This is a genomic window from Ensifer sp. B1-9 (assembly GCF_050474445.1).
Taxonomy (GTDB): Bacteria; Pseudomonadota; Alphaproteobacteria; order Rhizobiales; family Rhizobiaceae; genus Ensifer.
On sequence record NZ_JBCHVG010000014.1, the window covers coordinates 156414 to 173491 of the forward strand.

The following is a 17078-nucleotide window of genomic DNA, read 5'->3' on the forward strand; positions in this document are numbered from 1 at the left end:
AGGTCGATTGAATATCGCGGTCATCGGGCTACTTGATTGGAGCCTTGAATGACAAACAACGATTGCTCCAGCTTAAGGTGGCACAATTCTATCCACTTTAACGCTGGCGGGCGGCGTGACGCTGCATGGTGAGCTTTGGACGTTTTGCCGATCGCAAGTCGCCGTAGTCCGGCGCTCGTCACGCTAGCAAATATGTTCGACTAGAATCTGATCCGCATTGTCGTTGCTGGCGTGCGAACAAAACCGAGGGTAATTACATGACTGAGACAAATCTCACCAAAGATTCGAGCGCCGGCGCATCTCGGCGCAGCCCCATACGCTCGGGCGAATGGCGGGACGAGGATCTGCGCGACTTCCTCGACGCTTTCAACAAGCATGACGTCAACCGGATTATGGACTACTTCTCGGATGATTGCGTCCTTGAGACGCCCCGGGGTCCGGAGATCTGGGGTAATCGCTACGAAGGCCAGGCAGCAGTTCGCGATATCTTGTCATATCGGTTTGGCTGGCTTCCCGACATGCACTACGGCCGGGAGGAGCATTGGGCTAAAGGCAAACTCGGGGTCTCGCGTTGGGTGCTCACCGGAAACTCGGTGGATGGCGACCGTATCGAGGTGCAGGGTTGCGACGTGATGCAATTAGACGATGCTGGCTTCATCTGCCACAAAGATTCGTATTGGAAAATCATCCAGCCCCGATCCTGAGATCTACCATACTGAGGAAATTCCAGCCTCACGAACGACACACTGCTATGGAGGAAATGAGTATGAGTGAACCCAAACGAGTGCGTCGCGAGGACGCCACGTCTTACGAGTTCGCGATCAGGGAGCCACAAATCACTGTTGCTCAGGGAGAGCCGTTCGTATTGGAAACACGCGACGCTCTTAATGGCCACATTCGCAAAAAAACCGATCACTTGAACGAAGCAACCCTCGGGAAGATCTTTACAGACGGGTTTTCTAACCCTGCAGCAGGGCCTGTCTTCGTGGAGGGCGCAGAACCGGGCGACACTCTCGTGGTCGACGTGCTCGAAATCATTCCTGCACCAACGGGCTTTATCGGCAACCAGGGTGGCGCAGGCGTGCTCCTTGGGTCGAAATACTCCGAACTATCAGCCCCGTTCACGGAACTTGTCGAGCATCGTGTCGGGGCAAGCGGAACGACCTCAGATGGTACCGGCCATGTGAGCAACGGCGCGGTATGGAATCTGGAGCCACATATCGGATGTCTGGGTGTCGTTCCGTCGAGGCCTGAACAGGGATACGACACGTTCACAATGCAGAGTCGGTTCGGTGGAAATCTGGATGCCACCGACATCAAGAAAGGTCACAAGATCTACTATCCCGTCGCGCAGAAAGGCGCGCTGCTCTACGCTGGCGACGTACAGGCGAGTCAGGCCACCGAGTTCGCAGGTTCGGCCAATGAATGCGAAGCGGAAGTGACGCTCGCTTGTAGTGTGATTAAGGGTAAGCAGCCGCCCTTCGTGCGGATCGAAACGCCGACCCACCTGATTCAATTGGCATCGCAGCGACCTTGGGAGGACGCAGTAAGACAAGCCCACCTGTGGTTGCTCGACTGGCTTGTCGAAGATCATGGAATGAAACCTCAGGACGTAATCACGCATTTCAATGGAAATCCGGATGTTCAGGTGCGAGTCTATTGCACATATCTCAGTGAAAAGACCAAGGGGTGCGTTGGGGTCCAGTTCCCAAAGGCTTCCCTAAAGCCCAACCAGCGCTGACCGCCGTATGTTCAAAAGAGCGCTAAGCGTCAATCACAGGCGGCGGACCGGTTGACACATGGAGTTCTTGTGTACGTACTCCGGGCCCACATGGGTACGGACGTTGGTCGCATGGTCAGCCCGGTTATGATTCACACCGGGCTGACCATCGCAGTGGGAATCGTACCTTACGCCATAGCTTTCATATTAAAACTTCCGTACCTTTCGGAAGGGCAACGCGCGTACTCGTCGAAGTGTCTGCCGTTTACGACCAAAGTGGCTATGCTTACTGAAATCCACCCACGAACGGCAGTGTCCAGTTTACGGCGATCTTGGCATAGTCTCCGATATGCGCGGGAAATGACAAATTGAACTGACGATTTGAGCGCTGGATCACAGCTTTTCGCGATAGCCGGAGTTGCCGGCGTGGGATGCCACGGCAACAACATCGCGCCACGATTTCTTGCGCAGATCGCCAGCTTTTGATCGCCGGCGCATGTCTCAACCGGAGAGGACCTTATGCCGAAGTTTGCAGCCAATCTAACATTGATGTTTAACGAGCTGCCATTCCTCGATCGGTTCAAGGCCGCGGCGCACGCAGGTTTTGGTGCAGTGGAGTACTTATTTCCTTACGACTATCAGCCACAGCTGATCGCCGAAAAGCTCGCTGATGCGTCTCTTCAACAAGCACTCTTCAACATGCCGCCTGGCGACTGGGCTGCAGGTGATCGGGGCCTTGCAAGCCTTCCCGAACGTAAAACTGAGTTTAGAGAAAGCCTCTCTAAAGCTGTGTCCTATGCCACCATTATCAGAACGCCGCTGCTTCACATGATGGCTGGCCTTGCTCCATCAGATCACCCTGATGCTATCGCAACTTATCGCGACAACCTTAGACGCGCGGCGGATGGTACCGGAGAGAATGGGATCGGCTTGGTGATCGAGCCAATCAACAGGCGTGACATGCCAGGGTATTTTCTCAATGACTTCGACCGAACCGTTGACTTGATCCACAACCTTGATCATCCGAACGTGCGGCTTCAGTTCGATATTTACCATCGGCAAATCATGCACGGTGATGTGATTAAAGCTCTGCGGGACTTGGCCTCCGTGATTGGCCACATACAGGTTGCATCTGTTCCTTGGCGCCAGGAGCCAACAACGGGGGAATTGAACGATCTGCTAATTTTTAGAGAGATTGATGCAATCGGCTATCGTGGCTTTGTCGGCTGTGAGTACCGCCCGATGGGTAAAACCGAAGATGGTTTAAGCTGGTTTCAGCGTGTCTAGTAGCGCCAACGGTGCTCGACTGCTGGTCCCATCACCTGCGGTCTTTCAAGCAAGAGGCCGGTGAACCATGCCCTATACGTACGACGCGGAAGAGTTCAAGATTCTCCTCGAAGGAGAATTGTCGGTGACCAACGCCCGCGGCGAGACATACGATATGAAGCCGGGCGACATCCTGTTCTTTGGCAAGGGGGAGAAGGTGAATTTCTCTTCCAAGTCGAAGGGATTGGCGTTCTACGTCGCCCAGCGCTGAACGTTTAGGCAAGGAAGCACGACGAGCAGGCACAATCGATGCATTTGGTCAGACGGAACGATTCCAAACTATTACTATATTGAGTAATCACCGTGGTCGACACCACGGTGGTTACTCTTGTTTTGAAGTCGTAAACGTGCGGAAGATGCGCGTTCTTGAACCTTCTGCCTCGCCCACCAGTGCATCTTAACTGGCTATCGGTTGTGGCCGATTAGAACGGATAGTGTTGGTGCGGGTCCTCGACGGTGATCCAACGAACATCCGTGAATTCGTTGAGGGCTGCCTTTCCTCCAAAACGCCCATACCCGGAATTCTTGACGCCGCCGAACGGCATCTGGGCCTCGTCGTGGACGGTCGGGCCATTGATGTGGCAGATGCCCGTTTGAATCTGCGCGGCGACCGCCATCGCACGCTGTACGTCGCGGCTGTAGACCGAAGATGACAGCCCGTACTCAGTTTCGTTTGCAACACGGATTGCCTCGGCCTCGTCCCTTACGCGGACAATCGGCTTCACAGGTCCAAAGGACTCTTCTTCGAAGGAACGCATGCCTGGCTTAACGTGATCGAGGAGCGTAGCATCGACCACTGAACCATGACGGTTACCGCCAGCCACGAGTTTGGCACCCTTCGCAACGGCATCTTCGATAAACTCTTCCATTTTGGTGGCTGCCTCCGGAGTGACCAGCGAACCAAGCACGACATGCCCGCGCGGATCCCCAGCAGGCAGCTTGCTCGCGCGCGCCGCAAGTTTTGCCACGAATTCGTCGGCTATCTTCTCGTGGACGATAATCCGTTCCGTTGACATGCAGATCTGCCCCATGTTTGCAAACGCGCCGAAGATAGCGCCATTCACGGCGGCATCGATGTCAGCGTCGTCGAGGACGATCATCGGCGCTTTACCGCCAAGTTCCAACAGTGCGGGCTTTAAATGGCGTCCACATAGCTCGCCAATGATGCGCCCGACCTTGGTTGAGCCTGTGAAGTTGACGCGTCGTACCTCTGGAGCGGCGATCAGAGCCTCTACGACCCTAGCTGCATCCTCCGGCGCGTTGGTGATGACATTCACGACGCCAGCGGGCAGACCTGCTTCCACGAAACAGGTGCCGATAAGGAGATGGAGACCAGGGCACGCCTCGGACGCCTTTAAGATCACCGTATTCCCGCAAGCAAGTGCCATCGCAATCGCGCGCGTTCCCAAGATGACAGGTGCGTTCCATGGGGCGATCCCCAGACAAACTCCCGCCGGCTGGCGCACAGCCATTGACAGCGTGCCGGGCTTGTCGGAGGGAATAATCTCGCCCTGTACCTGAGTGGTCATACTGGCGGCTTCCCTAAGAATGCCTGCAGCTAGCACGGTATTGAACCTCGCCCAAGGCGCGGTTCCGCCGGTTTCCTCGATCATCAGGCGGCCGAATTCCTCGGCTTTCGACTGGAGTATGTCAGCCGCCTTCAGGAGCAGTACGCGGCGCTCTGCCGGGCCAGTCTTCGACCAAGCCGGATATGCCGCCGCAGCCGCAGCCACTGCCGCGTTCACATCCTCCAATTCGGAAGCCGGGGCGCGGCTCGCAACCTTACCCGTGTAGGGATCAAGACGATCGAAGGTCTTGCCGGAAACGGCCGAAACGTACTTGCCGGCGATTATCTGTTGAAGCTCAAACATGCTTTCTTCCTCCTGCCCCATAGCTGAGCGCATCGACAACAATTGCGTAACCCGCGCTGCCGAGCGTTAGGCTCTGTGAAGCGAGTCCTCGCGTTAGTTGGACGCGTAGATTTCAGTGATGATGTTTTTCGTGGTTTCGATATACCCGGCGATGTCTTGCTCTGTCATAGGAAGAGTAAGGCCGAGTTGTCCGCGATGGACGGGGAAATAGCCGCGCGTCGCCATCTCCAACGCATAGATCATCATCTTTTCGTCATCGATCTTGTTCCAGTAATCCCTGTGGGTAGTAATCGTCTGGCCCGGCTCCTTGGTGAACGCGTAGCCGAGGACCGAAAAACCACCGAACACGACAAAAGGATAGTGTTTCTCCTCCGACCAGGAATTCAGTTCATCACGAACCGTGTTCGCCATCGTGTTGAGCTTCTGGTAGGCGTCGCGGTCCATGACCTTCATCGTTGCGAGACCGGCCGCACAGGCCATTGGGTGGCCATGGTGGGTGCCTGACATCATGACCTGGTTGTCTTCGACGACACGGAATATCTGCCGCGATCCCCCAACAGCACCGATTGGAAGACCGCCGCCAATCATTTTGCCCATGACCGTCAGATCCGGCTTGGTCTCGTAGAGGCTCTGCAGACCGCCGTAGGCGGCACGAAGCGTAATCGTTTCATCGAAAATCAGCAGGATGCCAAGCTCCTTTGCCAGATCGCCTAGCTTGCGCACGAACTCGTCGTCGAGGGAGACGATACCGCCGGCGCAGGACTGAAGTTCCATGATGATGCACGCGATGTCGCCGGCGTGCCGTCTCAAAATGCTTTCGCACGCCTTGTAGTCATTCTGGACCAGAGTGATGACGTTATCGATCTTGTAAGCCGGGATGCCGTCGGAGTCCGGAACCGACCTCGGACTGAAGTCAGGACCGGGAAAGTTGGCCGGGCTTGGATGCGTGGAGATGGCGAGGTCATCGCTGAAGCCATGATAACCGCCTTCGAACTTGGCGATCTTCTTCCGGCCGGTATACCCCCTCGCTATGCGGACCGCTCCGAGGCAGGCTTCACTGGCGGAACAAAAGAACTTTACTTGCTCGACCGACTCGATGCGCTCGCAAAGCAGTTGCGCAAGCTCCAGCTCATGGCCAGTTGGGTTGCCGAACGAAAAGCCGGAAGAAAGAAGCTCTTCGATAGCTTTAACGACCGCCGGATGATTGTGGCCCAGGACATTGGTGGAGAAATTGTTGTTGAGGTCGAGGAGCCTCCCACCGTCGATCGTATGGATATACTGCCCCTCGCCGCTCTTGGCGAAAATTGCATGAGGACCATAATTGAAGGTTCTTCTGCTGAAGCCGCCAGGAACGAAGTCTCTACCCTTCCGTGTCTCGATTTTGGAAAGATGGAATGCCTCAGAAAAGTTCTTGAGAGAGGTCTCATAGTCGAGTTTCATTTTTTGCTCCGTTCAGGGGACGAATTCCGTCCATCCTGGAATGGGTCATTGCCTTGGGTGAGCTTTGCCGCTCGGTTGATCGTCACCTGCGGTGCGAAGGCGGTTCACGTCTCGGGCTTCGCCTCGGCGAAGGTTTGATCGAGCCGGTCATAAAGGGTGGGGTTGGTGCGTCGGATGTGCAGGGCGATGAGAATGCCAGCCACCGCGATCAGGATTACGCATACTGGAAAGGAGGTCACGATCGGGCTCTCGCTGCCGGTGAGCAGCGGCAGGTTTCTCGAGACCTGAAAGAAGGCTGCAGCAAGGGCGATCCCGGAGACAGCCGGAGCGATCACCACGCGCATAGTCGAGAAGCCGCGTCGTCCCGCCCGGAAGAAGGAGAGAATGGAGATCGATACCAGGACTTGAACAGCAAGGATGCCGATGCCTGCGAAGGCCAAAGTCCAGGCATAGACAACCGCGTAGGGGTCCGCGCCGATCAGGGAAAAGCCTATGAGGACGGCGGCGACAAGAAGAGCCTGAACGCGGCCGGCTACATACGGCGATCCATTAGCGTGGTGGACGGACGAGAGGCCGGTCCACAAGAGGCCGTCCCGACCGAGCGCATAGAAATACCGGTTGAGCGTATTGTGGAAGGAGAGCAAGCAAGCAAAAAGGCTTGTCAGCAGCAGGATGTTCACGGCCACGGTGGACCAGCCGCCGAGCACTCCGGCGATCGCGCCAATATAAAAGTTCTCCATCGACTCGCCCGCCTTGGCGGCAACAGCGGAGGACCCATAATACTGAATGACTGCCCAGCTGACGAATGCGTAGAACAACGTGATGATTATGACGGCCGCAACGGTCGCCCGTGGAATTGCCCGGTCCGGATGAGCGGCCTCTTCCCCGAAAATGGCGGTCGCCTCGAAACCGATGAAGGCGCTAACGACAAATATCAGCGTCACGCCAAGTCCCGGCGCAAATACGTCGGACGGTTGCAGGCCCGCCGCGGTCAAGCCCTCGCTGCCACCACCGGTCAGAACTACACCGACTGCAAAGAGCGACAAGATCAGCAGCTCCGCGATCATGCAGATGCCGAGAAGCCGTCCGGAGAAAACGATATGCCGCTGGCCGCACCAGAGGACCGCCGCCAGTACGAGAAGCGACCAGAACCACCAAGGCAGACCGATCCCCAATGGCTCCAGAGCTGCACGCGCAAAGACACCGACTTGGGCGTAGACCCCGATCTGGATGGCGAAATAGGTCACCATCGCAAGAAATGCGCCCGCCACGCCGAATGGTCGGCCAAGTCCCTTAGAAATGTAGGCATAGAATCCGCCCGCGCTGCTCACATAGCGGGCCATCGCCGTGAATCCAGCGGAGAAGATGAGGTACAGCAGCCCCACCAAAACGAACGCGCCTGGAACACCGATGTTTCCAAAAGCAAAGGCAGGAGGTGTAGCGCCGACCACTGCGGCCATGGGCGCCGCAGCGGCCACGACAAAGAAAACAATATGCGCCACTCCGACTGAGTTAGCCGCGAGGCTTCGTTTCGCAAACTGCGAGTCTCGGTTATCTGGCATGTGAATCCCCTGACAAGTCTAATTGATTTTTGTTAGTGTATGATGCGCGCGCGTTACGCAGCGGGTCCATCACAGAGCGTGCCAGGAAGATGACAATATACGACAAATGCTGCAAATAGAGGGTCAGAGGTTGCTTGATAGCAAGCGCAGAGCGGCATCCGTTCGGGTGTTCGTTTTACAGGCGATCATCCAGAATCTCCCGAGAGCTGGCGCCCACTTGAAAGCGTTGCTCACACGTCACGGTCTTTCGGATGCGCGCATTGGCGATCCAAATGCACGTGTCGACATGCGTGATTACCTCGAGTTCTTTGAAGACGCCGCGAGGACGTTTGAAGACCCAGTGCTGGGTGCTCGACTCGGACTCGCGTTGCGTCCCGGAGATCTCTGGCCCATTGGATTGCTGCTGATGCAAGCAAGTTCGATCGGCTCGGCTCTAAGTTATTATGCACGTTACGCCACAGCGTTTCAGACGGCTACGACCTTTTCGGTCCAGATCTCGCCAGAAGGTTTGATGTGCAGTTATAAAGTCCATGACGACATAAAGCCAAAGAGCCTTCTCAGACAGGATACGGAATTCACTCTTGCATGCATATGCGGCCAGCTTCGGACGGCCTTCGACAGTAACTGGGGGCCGCTGGAGGTTCATTTCGAGCACCCGTCTGTTGGTCAAGAAGCCGCACTGCAGCGCATCTTCGGTGCGCCGGTTCGTTTCGGTCAGAATAGGAACTGCATAATCATTGACCCTCAGGACGCTGATCGACAATACAGGGTTGAAGACAGGGAGTTCATCAACATCCTCAACCAGCATATGGCCTCGGTCATAGCGGTGAGCAACGAGCAGGTGTCTGCTACCGAGCAAGTTAGGGCCCTGATAAGCGTCCGATTGGGAATCTCGCCGGTCGAGCTGCCCGACCTTGCCTCGGAAATGGGGATGACGCCGCGGACCCTCCAACGACGCCTCTCGGACGAGGGGACGTCGCTGCGCGCGATTTTGAGGGATTATCGGGAACAGATGGCGACTGCGTATTTGGCGCAGGGCAATGTATCAATGGAAGAGATTTCAGGCGCGCTTGGCTACGCCGAAGCGACAGTGTTCTCACGGGCATTCAAGGCCTGGACCGGCAGTAGTCCTGCGCGGAGGCCCAAAGTTGGAGGACAATAGTCAAGGCTACTTGCGGTGACTGGCCCAGCGGGAATGTGCTTGGAGCGCCGCGGTCCCGAGACGTAATTGAACTCTGGACGGCAACGGTCCCGCGCCCATAGGAGCAGCTTGTGGGCCGGTCTGTCTGTCCGCAACGAGATCCATCACGACTCCTGCGTGGCCTCCGAGGCTGCTTGAGGTAACCGAGGGACGAATGCAATGCTGCGGCGTCAATTGCTCTGCCGAGATCCGCATTGTCCGCAAGGAATGCTCGCCAAGCCCGGCAGGCACCGCTTCAGTTCGTCGGCCAGCCAATGATTTTGTCAATCTCATTGATCCCGGGAGATTGACGCGACGAACCGCATCGCCCATGTGGGCGTCCCGCGCAAACAGGACCGGAATCAGAGGAGTCAACAAGCCGTAAGCAGTTGGTCGATGCTCTTCTTGGCGTCGCCGTAGAACATGCGGGTGTTGTCCTTGTAGAATAGCGGGTTCTCGATGCCGGAGTAACCGGTTCCCTGGCCACGCTTGGAAACGAACACCTGCTTGGCCTTCCAGACTTCGAGCACTGGCATGCCGGCGATCGGTGAGTTCGGATCTTCCTGGGCGGCCGGATTGACGATGTCGTTGGAACCGATGACGATGACGACGTCTGTCTCGTGGAAGTCCTCGTTGATCTCGTCCATCTCGAGCACGATGTCGTAGGGAACCTTCGCTTCGGCCAAGAGCACGTTCATGTGGCCCGGCAGACGGCCGGCGACCGGGTGAATGGCAAAGCGCACGTTTTTGCCGGCCGCCCGCAGCTTGCGGGTCAGTTCCGATACCGACTGCTGTGCCTGCGCCACCGCCATGCCGTAGCCCGGCACGATGATGACGCTGTCGGCGTCGTTAAGTGCTGCGGCCACGCCATCGGCATCGATGGCGATCTGCTCGCCGGTGATTTCCATCTGTGGTCCACTCGTCGCGCCGAAGCCACCGAGGATGACCGAGATGAAGGAACGGTTCATTGCCTTGCACATGATATAGGAGAGGATCGCACCCGATGAGCCGACCAGCGCGCCGGTGACGATCAGAAGGTCGTTGCCGAGCGTAAAGCCGATGGCGGCCCCCGCCCAGCCGGAGTAGCTGTTCAGCATCGACACCACCACCGGCATGTCAGCGCCGCCGATGCCCATGATCAGGTGATAGCCGATGAAGAAGGCGGCGAGCGTCATGACCAGCAGCGTCCAGGTGCCGGCACCATTGACATAGAGTACCAGCAGCACGAGCGAGAGAAGCGCGGCGCCCGCGTTGAGCAGATGACCGCCCGGCAGCTTCTTTGCCTTGCCGTCGACCTTGCCGGCAAGCTTGCCGAAGGCGATGACCGAGCCGGTGAAGGTGACGGCACCGATGAAGACGCCGAGGAAGACCTCGACCTTCATGATCGACAGCTCTACCGGTTCCTTGTGCGCAAGGATCGCGGCAAAGCCGGTCAATGCAGAGCGGGCCGCCGCGTCGAGGCCGGCGACATCAGCCGCCTCGATATGAGCGTTGAAGCCGATGAAGACTGCGGCGAGACCGACGAAGGAATGGAGTGCGGCAACGAGCTGCGGCATCTCGGTCATCTGGACGCGGGAGGCGACGAAGTGGCCGAGCACGGCGCCGCCCGCAATCATCAGCGCGATGATGAACCAGTTGCCGACATCAGGTCCGAAGACCGTGGCGACAATGGCAAGACCCATGCCGGTCATGCCGTACCAGACGGCACGCTTGGCGCTTTCCTGGCCCGAGAGCCCGCCGAGCGAGAGGATGAAGAGAACGGCTGCCGCGATATAGGCGGCCGATACGATACCGATCATCATAATGTTTCCCCCTGCTCGATCAGGATTTCTGGAACATGGCGAGCATGCGCCGTGTGACGAGGAAGCCGCCGACGATGTTGATTGTGGCGATCAGCACCGACAGCGCCGCAAGCAGCACCACCAGCCAATTGCCAGACCCGATCTGCAGCAGCGCGCCGAGAATGACGATGCCGGAAACCGCATTGGTGACGGCCATCAACGGGGTGTGCAGCGAATGCGAGACGTTCCAGATGACCTGGAAGCCGACGAAGCAGGCGAGCACGAAGACGACTAAGTGGCTCATGAAGGCCGGTGGCGCAAAGGCGCCGACCAAAAGCAGCAGCGCCGTGCCGACGGCGAGCAGCGTCAGCTGGCTCTTCGTCTGGGCTTTAAAGGCCGCGGCCTCGGTGGCGCGTCTTTCCTCCGGTGTCGGCTCCTTCACCTTCTCCTTGGGTTTCTGCGCTGCGATCGCGGCGATCTTCGGCGGCGGCGGCGGAAAGGTGATCGCCCCCTCGAAGGTGACGGTCGCGCCGCGGATGACGTCGTCCTCCATGTTGTGGACGAGCTTGCCATCCTTGCCCGGCGTCAGGTCGGTGAGCATGTGGCGGATATTGGTGGCGTAGAGCGTCGACGCTTGCGCGGCCATGCGGCTCGGGAAATCGGTATAGCCGATGACGACGACGCCGTTGTCGGAGACGATCCGCTGATCGGCAACGGTCAGGTCACAGTTGCCGCCGCGCTCGGCGGCAAGGTCGACAACCACCGACCCCGGCTTCATCGCCGCCACCATGTCGGCAAGCCAAAGTTTTGGCGCATCACGGCCGGGGATCAGCGCCGTGGTGATGACGATGTCGATCTGCGGTGCAAGCTCGCGGAACTTGGCAAGCTGCTTTTCGCGGAATTCCGGCGAAGAAGGGGCCGCGTAGCCGCCGGTGGCAGCACCGTCCTGCTGACCTCCCCCCTCACCATCGGCGAAATCGAGATAGACGAATTCGGCCCCCATGCTCTCGATCTGTTCGGCGACCTCAGGACGCACGTCGAAGGCATAGGTCTGGGCGCCAAGCGAGGTGGCGACACCGATCGCCGCCAGACCGGCAACGCCGGCACCGATCACCAGCACCTTGGCCGGCGGCACCTTGCCGGCGGCCGTTACCTGGCCGGTGAAGAAGCGGCCGAAATTGTTGCCGGCCTCGATCACCGCACGGTAGCCGGCAATATTGGCCATCGACGACAGCGCATCCATCTTCTGCGCGCGGCTGATGCGCGGCACCATGTCCATGGCGATGACGTTTGCGCCCTTGCACTGCGCAAGCTCGAGAAGATCCTTGTTCTGGGCCGGGTAGAAGAAGGAGATGATCGTCTTGCCGGAGCTAAGCCTTTCCACTTCCTCCGCCGTCGGCGGCCGCACCTTGGTGATTACGTCCGCCTGTGCAAACAGCTCGTCAGCGCTATCCACGACAGTGACGCCCGCAGCGCGGTAGGCTTCGTCGGAAAAGCCTGCGCTAAGCCCCGCATCCGCTTCAACGAGACATTGATGTCCAAGTTTTTGTAGGTGCTGCGCAGTCTCAGGCGTGAGCGCCACTCGGCCCTCATTCAGTGCTATTTCCCTCGGGCTTCCGATCCGCATATCAGCTCCTAGTGCAGATGTGGACGGACTAACCGTGCCACTAAACGTGTGTGGAATCAGCCGCTGATAGGCAGCGTCCGCAGCGCCCTGTAAATCTCAGCCTGCTCGTTCCAGCGCGACGGCGATCCCCTGGCCGACACCGATACACATGGTCGAGAGTGATCTCTTCCTGCCGGTCAATTGCAATTCCAGCGCGGCGGTGCCGGTGATGCGAGCGCCCGACATGCCCAGCGGATGGCCAAGCGCGATGGCTCCGCCGTTCGGATTAACGTGCTCCGCGTCCTCGGCGATGCCGAGAGCGCGGAGCGTCGCCAGGCCTTGGGAGGCGAAGGCTTCATTGAGTTCGATTATGTCGAACTCGGCGGGCGTCAGGCCGAGGCGGGCGCAAAGCCGCTGCGTGGCGGCGACCGGGCCGATGCCCATAATCCGCGGTGGAACGCCGGCCATGGCGCCGCCGAGGATGCGGGCGATGGGCGTCAGGCCATATTTTTTGATCGCCGTTTCCGAGGCGATGACCAACGCGGCCGCGCCGTCATTGACGCCAGAGGCATTGCCCGCCGTCACCGTGCCGCCTTCCTTGCGGAAGGGCGTGCCGAGCTTGGCGAGCGCTTCCAGCGTGGTTGCGCGCGGGTGCTCGTCCTTCTCTACCACCACCGGATCTCCCTTTCTCTGCGGGATGGTGACCGGCGTGATCTCCTTCGCCAGCCGTCCGTTCGCCTGCGCCGCCGCGGCCTTTGCCTGCGAGCGCACGGCGAAGGCGTCCTGGTCCTCGCGCGAGATGGAAAAATCCTCGGCGACATTCTCGCCGGTCTCCGGCATAGAATCGACGCCGTACAGTTTCTTCATCAGCGGATTGACGAAGCGCCAACCGATGGTCGTATCGTGGATTTCCGCGCTGCGCGAAAAGGCACTCTCGGCCTTGGGCAGGACGAAGGGCGCGCGACTCATGCTTTCCACGCCGCCAGCGACGATCAGCTCCGCTTCGCCCGCCTTGATGGCGCGGCCGGCGGCGATGACGGCATCCATGCCGGAGCCGCAGAGGCGGTTGATCGTCGTGCCGGAAACGCTGACGGGAAGGCCGGCAAGCAGTAAGGACATGCGCGCGACATTGCGGTTGTCCTCGCCCGCTTGGTTGGCGCAGCCGAAGACGACGTCGTCCATCGCCTCCCAATCGACGCCGGCATTGCGCACCATCAGCGCCTTGAGCGGGATGGCGCCAAGATCGTCGGCACGTACGGAGGAAAGCGCCCCGCCGAAACGGCCGATGGGGGTGCGGATGTAATCGCAGATGTAAGCGTCTGACATGTTGTACCTCAAATTGCCGGCACGACGAGATCGGCGACGGGGGCCTCGATGTGCAATTTCGCACCCGTCATCGCCTGCAATTCGTCGATCGTCATGCCCGCCAGCTTTTCACGCAGCACGAAGCGACCGCCGGACACGTCGATCACGGCATGGCTGGTATAGATGCGGGTGATGCAGCCGACGCCGGTGAGCGGGAAGGTGCAGCGCTCGACCAGTTTTGGCTCTCCGTTCTTGGTGACATGCTCGGTGATCACGACGACTTGCTTTGCGCCATGCACGAGGTCCATCGCGCCACCGACTGCCGGCACTCCCTTGGAGCCGACGCGCCAGTTGGCGAGGTCGCCGTTCTCCGCCACTTGGTAAGCGCCGAGGATTGCCACGTCGAGATGGCCGCCGCGCACCATGGCGAAGCTGTCAGCGTGATGGAAGAAGGCGGAGCCAGGCTTCAGCGTCACGGCCTTCTTGCCAGCGTTGATCAGGTCCCAGTCCTCCTCGCCGGGCGGCGGCGCCTCGCCGAAGTCGAGGATGCCATTCTCGGTGTGGAAAATCACCGCGCGGCCTTCCGGCTGGTAACGTGCTACCATTTCCGGAAAGCCGATGCCGAGATTCACGTAGGCCCCATCGGCGATGTCCTGTGCAGCGCGCCAGGCGATCTGGGCGTTAGAGAGTTTGATGTCTTCGCGTGTATCGACGGTCATGCGTAAACTACTCCTGCGCGGATCAGATCTTCTTCCTGCTTGGCCTCGGCTAGCTCCACAATGCGGTCGACGAAGATGCCCGGGGTAACGACATCCTCTGGATCGATGCCGCCCGGCTGCACGAGCGTTGAGACCTGAACGATGGTCCGCTCCGCCGCCATGCACATGAGCGGACTGAAGTTGCGAGCGGCCTTGTTATACGTGAGGTTGCCGCGCGTATCGCCGATATGCGCCTTGATCAGCGCAAAGTCGGCCTTCAGCCAGCGCTCCTGCACGTACATCCGCCCATCGAACTCCGCGGTCGGCTTGCCCGTGGCGAGCTCCGTCCCGTAGCTCGTTGGCGTGTAGAAGGCAGGAATGCCTGCCCCGCCTGCGCGAATGCGCTCGGCGAGCGTGCCCTGTGGCACCAGTTCCAGCTCGATCTCTCCGGCAAGATACTTATCTGTGAAAGCGCGCGGGTCGGAAGAACGCGGGAACGAGCAGATCATCTTTTTGACCATGCCGGCGTCAATCATTGCGGCGATGCCAATGCGGCCATTGCCGGCATTATTGTTGATGATCGTTAGGTTCTTCGGTCTCTTGTCGATCAGCGCGTGGATCAGCTCGATGGGCGCGCCTGAGCCGCCGAAACCGCCGATCATGATCGTCGCGCCGTCACCGATATCCGCCAGCGCATCAACTGCACTCGTGAATGTCTTGTCCATATGGAACCTCCATCGTGCCGAACGGATGAACCCCGCAAGGTTGCCTCGTCACGTGGTAAAACCGAATCCGCCTCGACCGCAAGGATTTTGTGCGGTATATGACTTTTGTTCGTTTATCGCACAAAAGGAGCCTATTATGGTCGTCAGCCAGAGAGACATGATGGGCGGTCTCGCCAAGGGATTAAGGGTCATAGAGGCCTTCAGTGCCGAGCGCCCACGGCTTTCCATCTCCGATGCCGCAGAGATCGCCGGACTCGACCGCGCCACGACGCGGCGTTGCCTGCTAACCCTTTCGGAACTCGGTTATGCCGCTTATGACGGCAAGTTCTTCACCGTGACTCCAAAGGTCCTGCGGCTCGGTACCGGCTGCCTCGCTACCATGCCGCTGCCCAGGATTGTACAGCCTCTGCTTGACTGTCTTTCTGACGAGATCGGCCAGAGCACATCTGTCTCCATTTTGGACGAGCTTGAAATCGTTTATGTGGCGCGCGCCGCCCAGCAGCGGGTGATGTCGATTGCGCTGATGCCGGGCTCTCGGCTGCCGGCCTATTGCACCTCCATGGGCCGCGTTCTGCTTTCGGCGCAGGCACCAGAGCGGCAGCGCGAAATCCTCGAAGCCTCCCGCCTGATTGCCCGCACGGAGAAGACTGTTATCGACATGGACGCCCTGCTCGCTGAAATCGAGGCCACCGGCAAACGCGGGTACGCCGTGATCGATCAGGAGGTCGAAATCGGTCTTCGCTCCATCGCCGTGCCGCTGAGAAGCGTGCGCGGACAGACGGTCGCCGCCCTCAATGTCGGGCTCGCCGCCTCGGTGGCATCAATGGAGGATTTGGTGGAGCGTTACCTGCCCGCCCTTGTTTCCGTTCAAGGAGAGCTGGCAAGAATGCTGGTTTGAGGATTTATCTGCGGCGCGCCGGAACCACCGATTTTGCGCTGTTCTGCCAGCCGCCAGGCCCGTGGGGTCATGCCGGTTTCCCGCTTGAAGAAGCGGTTGAAATAAGCAGGATCGGCAAAGCCCAGACCTTCGGAGATCATCTGCACGGTGGATGCTGTGAAGATCAACTCTTGCTGGGCGATTTCGATCTGGCGTGCCGTTATCAGCCGCTGCAGGCTGAGACCGGAAACTGAGCGGATGAGACGGTTGAGATGGGTCTCCGAGAGACCGAGCTTCTTCGCGTAAAATTCCGCTTTTCGGGGTTCGCGGATATGACGGGCGATCAGCGCCAACAATCGCTCGAACCGCTGTTCCGCAAGACCCTCGCCGGTTGCCTCAAGACGGGGCCGCACTGCCCGCGCCAGAAGCGTGATGACGGTGGCGAGTTGCCCTTCAATCATGGCTTCACGGCCGATCTCGCGGTTTCCGTATTCCGCGGAAATACGTTCGAAACCGCCGCGCAAGCATTTTTCCTCGGCAAAATCCTGCAAAGGTAGAAGCTCCGGTTTCTGGAAATTCCGCAGGAGCAGCGCCTGCACCGATGCTGGCAGCGCGCCCGGCAACATGGTGACGATCACCCCGCCAATATCGCGTGAAAAGCGGAAACCGTGCTCGAAGTCCGGCGGTACGACAATAGCGACTGGGGGGCGGATAGGTTCGGCACGGCCATCCAGAAGTGCATCGCCCTCACCCCCAAAAATGTACAATATTTGCAGAAAGGCAGAATGCCGGTGCAGGCCGATTTCAAAACGGTGCAGGCTGCTTCTGGAGAAAAGCGTCTCACAGTGAAAGCGGAAATCAGTGCCTTTAACCGCTTCCTCACCATACAACCCTTCAGTCGCAGCACCTCGCATCTCGCTCCACTTCTCCACGTGATGGTCGGATTGTGCAATTTGCAGATCAGAAAGTCCATTGAGCTCGTGGCAC

At 59.0% G+C, this 17078-nt stretch carries 15 protein-coding genes; 6 read left to right on the forward strand and 9 right to left on the reverse strand.

Translation table 11 applies throughout. The annotated features are described in order from the left end of the window. The first annotated feature begins 257 nt into the window (after positions 1 to 257). From ACQ5BM_RS25705 to ACQ5BM_RS25720, 4 genes are all read left to right on the forward strand, one after another. On the forward strand, positions 258 to 704 hold the full coding sequence (locus ACQ5BM_RS25705; protein WP_429817492.1) for a nuclear transport factor 2 family protein: 447 nt from the start codon (positions 258 to 260) through the stop codon (positions 702 to 704). Positions 705 to 766: 62 nt separating this feature from the next. Beyond that, the gene (locus ACQ5BM_RS25710) at positions 767 to 1741 is read left to right on the forward strand and encodes an acetamidase/formamidase family protein (protein ID WP_429817494.1); all 975 of its coding nucleotides are present in this window, start codon (positions 767 to 769) and stop codon (positions 1739 to 1741) included. A 498-nt stretch (positions 1742 to 2239) separates the two neighbouring features. Further along, entirely contained in the window at positions 2240 to 3007 is a 768-nt protein-coding gene (gene otnI / locus ACQ5BM_RS25715; protein WP_429817496.1) for a 2-oxo-tetronate isomerase, read from the forward strand. A gap of 67 nt (positions 3008 to 3074) precedes the next feature. Further along, entirely contained in the window at positions 3075 to 3257 is a 183-nt protein-coding gene (locus ACQ5BM_RS25720) for a cupin domain-containing protein (protein ID WP_429817498.1), read from the forward strand. A gap of 211 nt (positions 3258 to 3468) precedes the next feature. Here ACQ5BM_RS25720 and ACQ5BM_RS25725 read toward each other — a convergent pair whose 3' ends face one another. The 3 genes from ACQ5BM_RS25725 to ACQ5BM_RS25735 form a co-directional block, all read right to left on the reverse strand. Continuing rightward, entirely contained in the window at positions 3469 to 4917 is a 1449-nt protein-coding gene (locus tag ACQ5BM_RS25725) for an aldehyde dehydrogenase (protein WP_429817500.1), read from the reverse strand. A gap of 93 nt (positions 4918 to 5010) precedes the next feature. Then, positions 5011 to 6357, reverse strand: a complete 1347-nt coding sequence (locus ACQ5BM_RS25730) for an aspartate aminotransferase family protein (protein WP_429817502.1) — start codon at positions 6355 to 6357, stop codon at positions 5011 to 5013. Between the two features lie 104 nt (positions 6358 to 6461). Next, positions 6462 to 7919 carry an APC family permease gene (locus ACQ5BM_RS25735; RefSeq protein WP_429817504.1) on the reverse strand — a complete coding sequence of 486 codons (1458 nt, stop codon included), beginning with the start codon at positions 7917 to 7919 and terminating at the stop codon, positions 6462 to 6464. 130 nt (positions 7920 to 8049) lie between these two features. Here ACQ5BM_RS25735 and ACQ5BM_RS25740 point away from each other — a divergent pair, with 130 nt between their 5' ends. Next, positions 8050 to 9081, forward strand: coding sequence for an AraC family transcriptional regulator (locus tag ACQ5BM_RS25740; protein ID WP_429817506.1), 1032 nt, complete (start codon positions 8050 to 8052; stop codon positions 9079 to 9081). A gap of 389 nt (positions 9082 to 9470) precedes the next feature. Here the strand turns inward: ACQ5BM_RS25740 and ACQ5BM_RS25745 are convergent, their stop codons facing one another. From ACQ5BM_RS25745 to ACQ5BM_RS25765, 5 genes are all read right to left on the reverse strand, one after another. Next, the gene (locus ACQ5BM_RS25745; RefSeq protein WP_429817508.1) at positions 9471 to 10901 is read right to left on the reverse strand and encodes an NAD(P)(+) transhydrogenase (Re/Si-specific) subunit beta; all 1431 of its coding nucleotides are present in this window, start codon (positions 10899 to 10901) and stop codon (positions 9471 to 9473) included. Positions 10902 to 10920: 19 nt separating this feature from the next. Then, positions 10921 to 12507, reverse strand: coding sequence for a Re/Si-specific NAD(P)(+) transhydrogenase subunit alpha (locus tag ACQ5BM_RS25750; protein ID WP_429817510.1), 1587 nt, complete (start codon positions 12505 to 12507; stop codon positions 10921 to 10923). A 96-nt stretch (positions 12508 to 12603) separates the two neighbouring features. Beyond that, positions 12604 to 13812 carry a 3-oxoadipyl-CoA thiolase gene (gene pcaF, locus ACQ5BM_RS25755; RefSeq protein WP_429817512.1) on the reverse strand — a complete coding sequence of 403 codons (1209 nt, stop codon included), beginning with the start codon at positions 13810 to 13812 and terminating at the stop codon, positions 12604 to 12606. Positions 13813 to 13820: 8 nt separating this feature from the next. Then, the gene (locus ACQ5BM_RS25760; RefSeq protein ID WP_429817514.1) at positions 13821 to 14510 is read right to left on the reverse strand and encodes a CoA transferase subunit B; all 690 of its coding nucleotides are present in this window, start codon (positions 14508 to 14510) and stop codon (positions 13821 to 13823) included. Further along, on the reverse strand, positions 14507 to 15214 hold the full coding sequence (locus ACQ5BM_RS25765; protein WP_429817515.1) for a 3-oxoacid CoA-transferase subunit A: 708 nt from the start codon (positions 15212 to 15214) through the stop codon (positions 14507 to 14509). The genes ACQ5BM_RS25760 and ACQ5BM_RS25765 overlap by 4 nt, the downstream gene beginning before the upstream one ends. Positions 15215 to 15350: 136 nt before the next feature. Here ACQ5BM_RS25765 and ACQ5BM_RS25770 point away from each other — a divergent pair, with 136 nt between their 5' ends. Beyond that, positions 15351 to 16112, forward strand: coding sequence for an IclR family transcriptional regulator (locus tag ACQ5BM_RS25770; RefSeq protein ID WP_429817652.1), 762 nt, complete (start codon positions 15351 to 15353; stop codon positions 16110 to 16112). Here ACQ5BM_RS25770 and ACQ5BM_RS25775 read toward each other — a convergent pair. Next, positions 16082 to 17005, reverse strand: a complete 924-nt coding sequence (locus tag ACQ5BM_RS25775) for a helix-turn-helix domain-containing protein (RefSeq protein WP_429817517.1) — start codon at positions 17003 to 17005, stop codon at positions 16082 to 16084. The two genes, ACQ5BM_RS25770 and ACQ5BM_RS25775, sit on opposite strands and share 31 nt — an antisense overlap. Positions 17006 to 17078: the final 73 nt, after the last annotated feature.

What these genes read in the sequence shown, in the direction of transcription:
- ACQ5BM_RS25705 (WP_429817492.1), top strand. Translation starts at nt 258, where the DNA reads ATGACTGAGACAAATCTCACCAAAGATTCGAGCGCCGGCGCATCTCGG.
- ACQ5BM_RS25775 (WP_429817517.1), bottom strand. Translation starts at nt 17,005, where the DNA reads ATGCGAGGTGCTGCGACTGAAGGGTTGTATGGTGAGGAAGCGGTTAAA.
- otnI (WP_429817496.1), top strand. Translation starts at nt 2,240, where the DNA reads ATGCCGAAGTTTGCAGCCAATCTAACATTGATGTTTAACGAGCTGCCA.
- pcaF (WP_429817512.1), bottom strand. Translation starts at nt 13,812, where the DNA reads ATGTCAGACGCTTACATCTGCGATTACATCCGCACCCCCATCGGCCGT.
- ACQ5BM_RS25750 (WP_429817510.1), bottom strand. Translation starts at nt 12,507, where the DNA reads ATGCGGATCGGAAGCCCGAGGGAAATAGCACTGAATGAGGGCCGAGTG.
- ACQ5BM_RS25720 (WP_429817498.1), top strand. Translation starts at nt 3,075, where the DNA reads ATGCCCTATACGTACGACGCGGAAGAGTTCAAGATTCTCCTCGAAGGA.
- ACQ5BM_RS25770 (WP_429817652.1), top strand. Translation starts at nt 15,351, where the DNA reads ATGGTCGTCAGCCAGAGAGACATGATGGGCGGTCTCGCCAAGGGATTA.
- ACQ5BM_RS25725 (WP_429817500.1), bottom strand. Translation starts at nt 4,917, where the DNA reads ATGTTTGAGCTTCAACAGATAATCGCCGGCAAGTACGTTTCGGCCGTT.
- ACQ5BM_RS25730 (WP_429817502.1), bottom strand. Translation starts at nt 6,357, where the DNA reads ATGAAACTCGACTATGAGACCTCTCTCAAGAACTTTTCTGAGGCATTC.
- ACQ5BM_RS25735 (WP_429817504.1), bottom strand. Translation starts at nt 7,919, where the DNA reads ATGCCAGATAACCGAGACTCGCAGTTTGCGAAACGAAGCCTCGCGGCT.
- ACQ5BM_RS25765 (WP_429817515.1), bottom strand. Translation starts at nt 15,214, where the DNA reads ATGGACAAGACATTCACGAGTGCAGTTGATGCGCTGGCGGATATCGGT.
- ACQ5BM_RS25760 (WP_429817514.1), bottom strand. Translation starts at nt 14,510, where the DNA reads ATGACCGTCGATACACGCGAAGACATCAAACTCTCTAACGCCCAGATC.
- ACQ5BM_RS25745 (WP_429817508.1), bottom strand. Translation starts at nt 10,901, where the DNA reads ATGATGATCGGTATCGTATCGGCCGCCTATATCGCGGCAGCCGTTCTC.
- ACQ5BM_RS25710 (WP_429817494.1), top strand. Translation starts at nt 767, where the DNA reads ATGAGTGAACCCAAACGAGTGCGTCGCGAGGACGCCACGTCTTACGAG.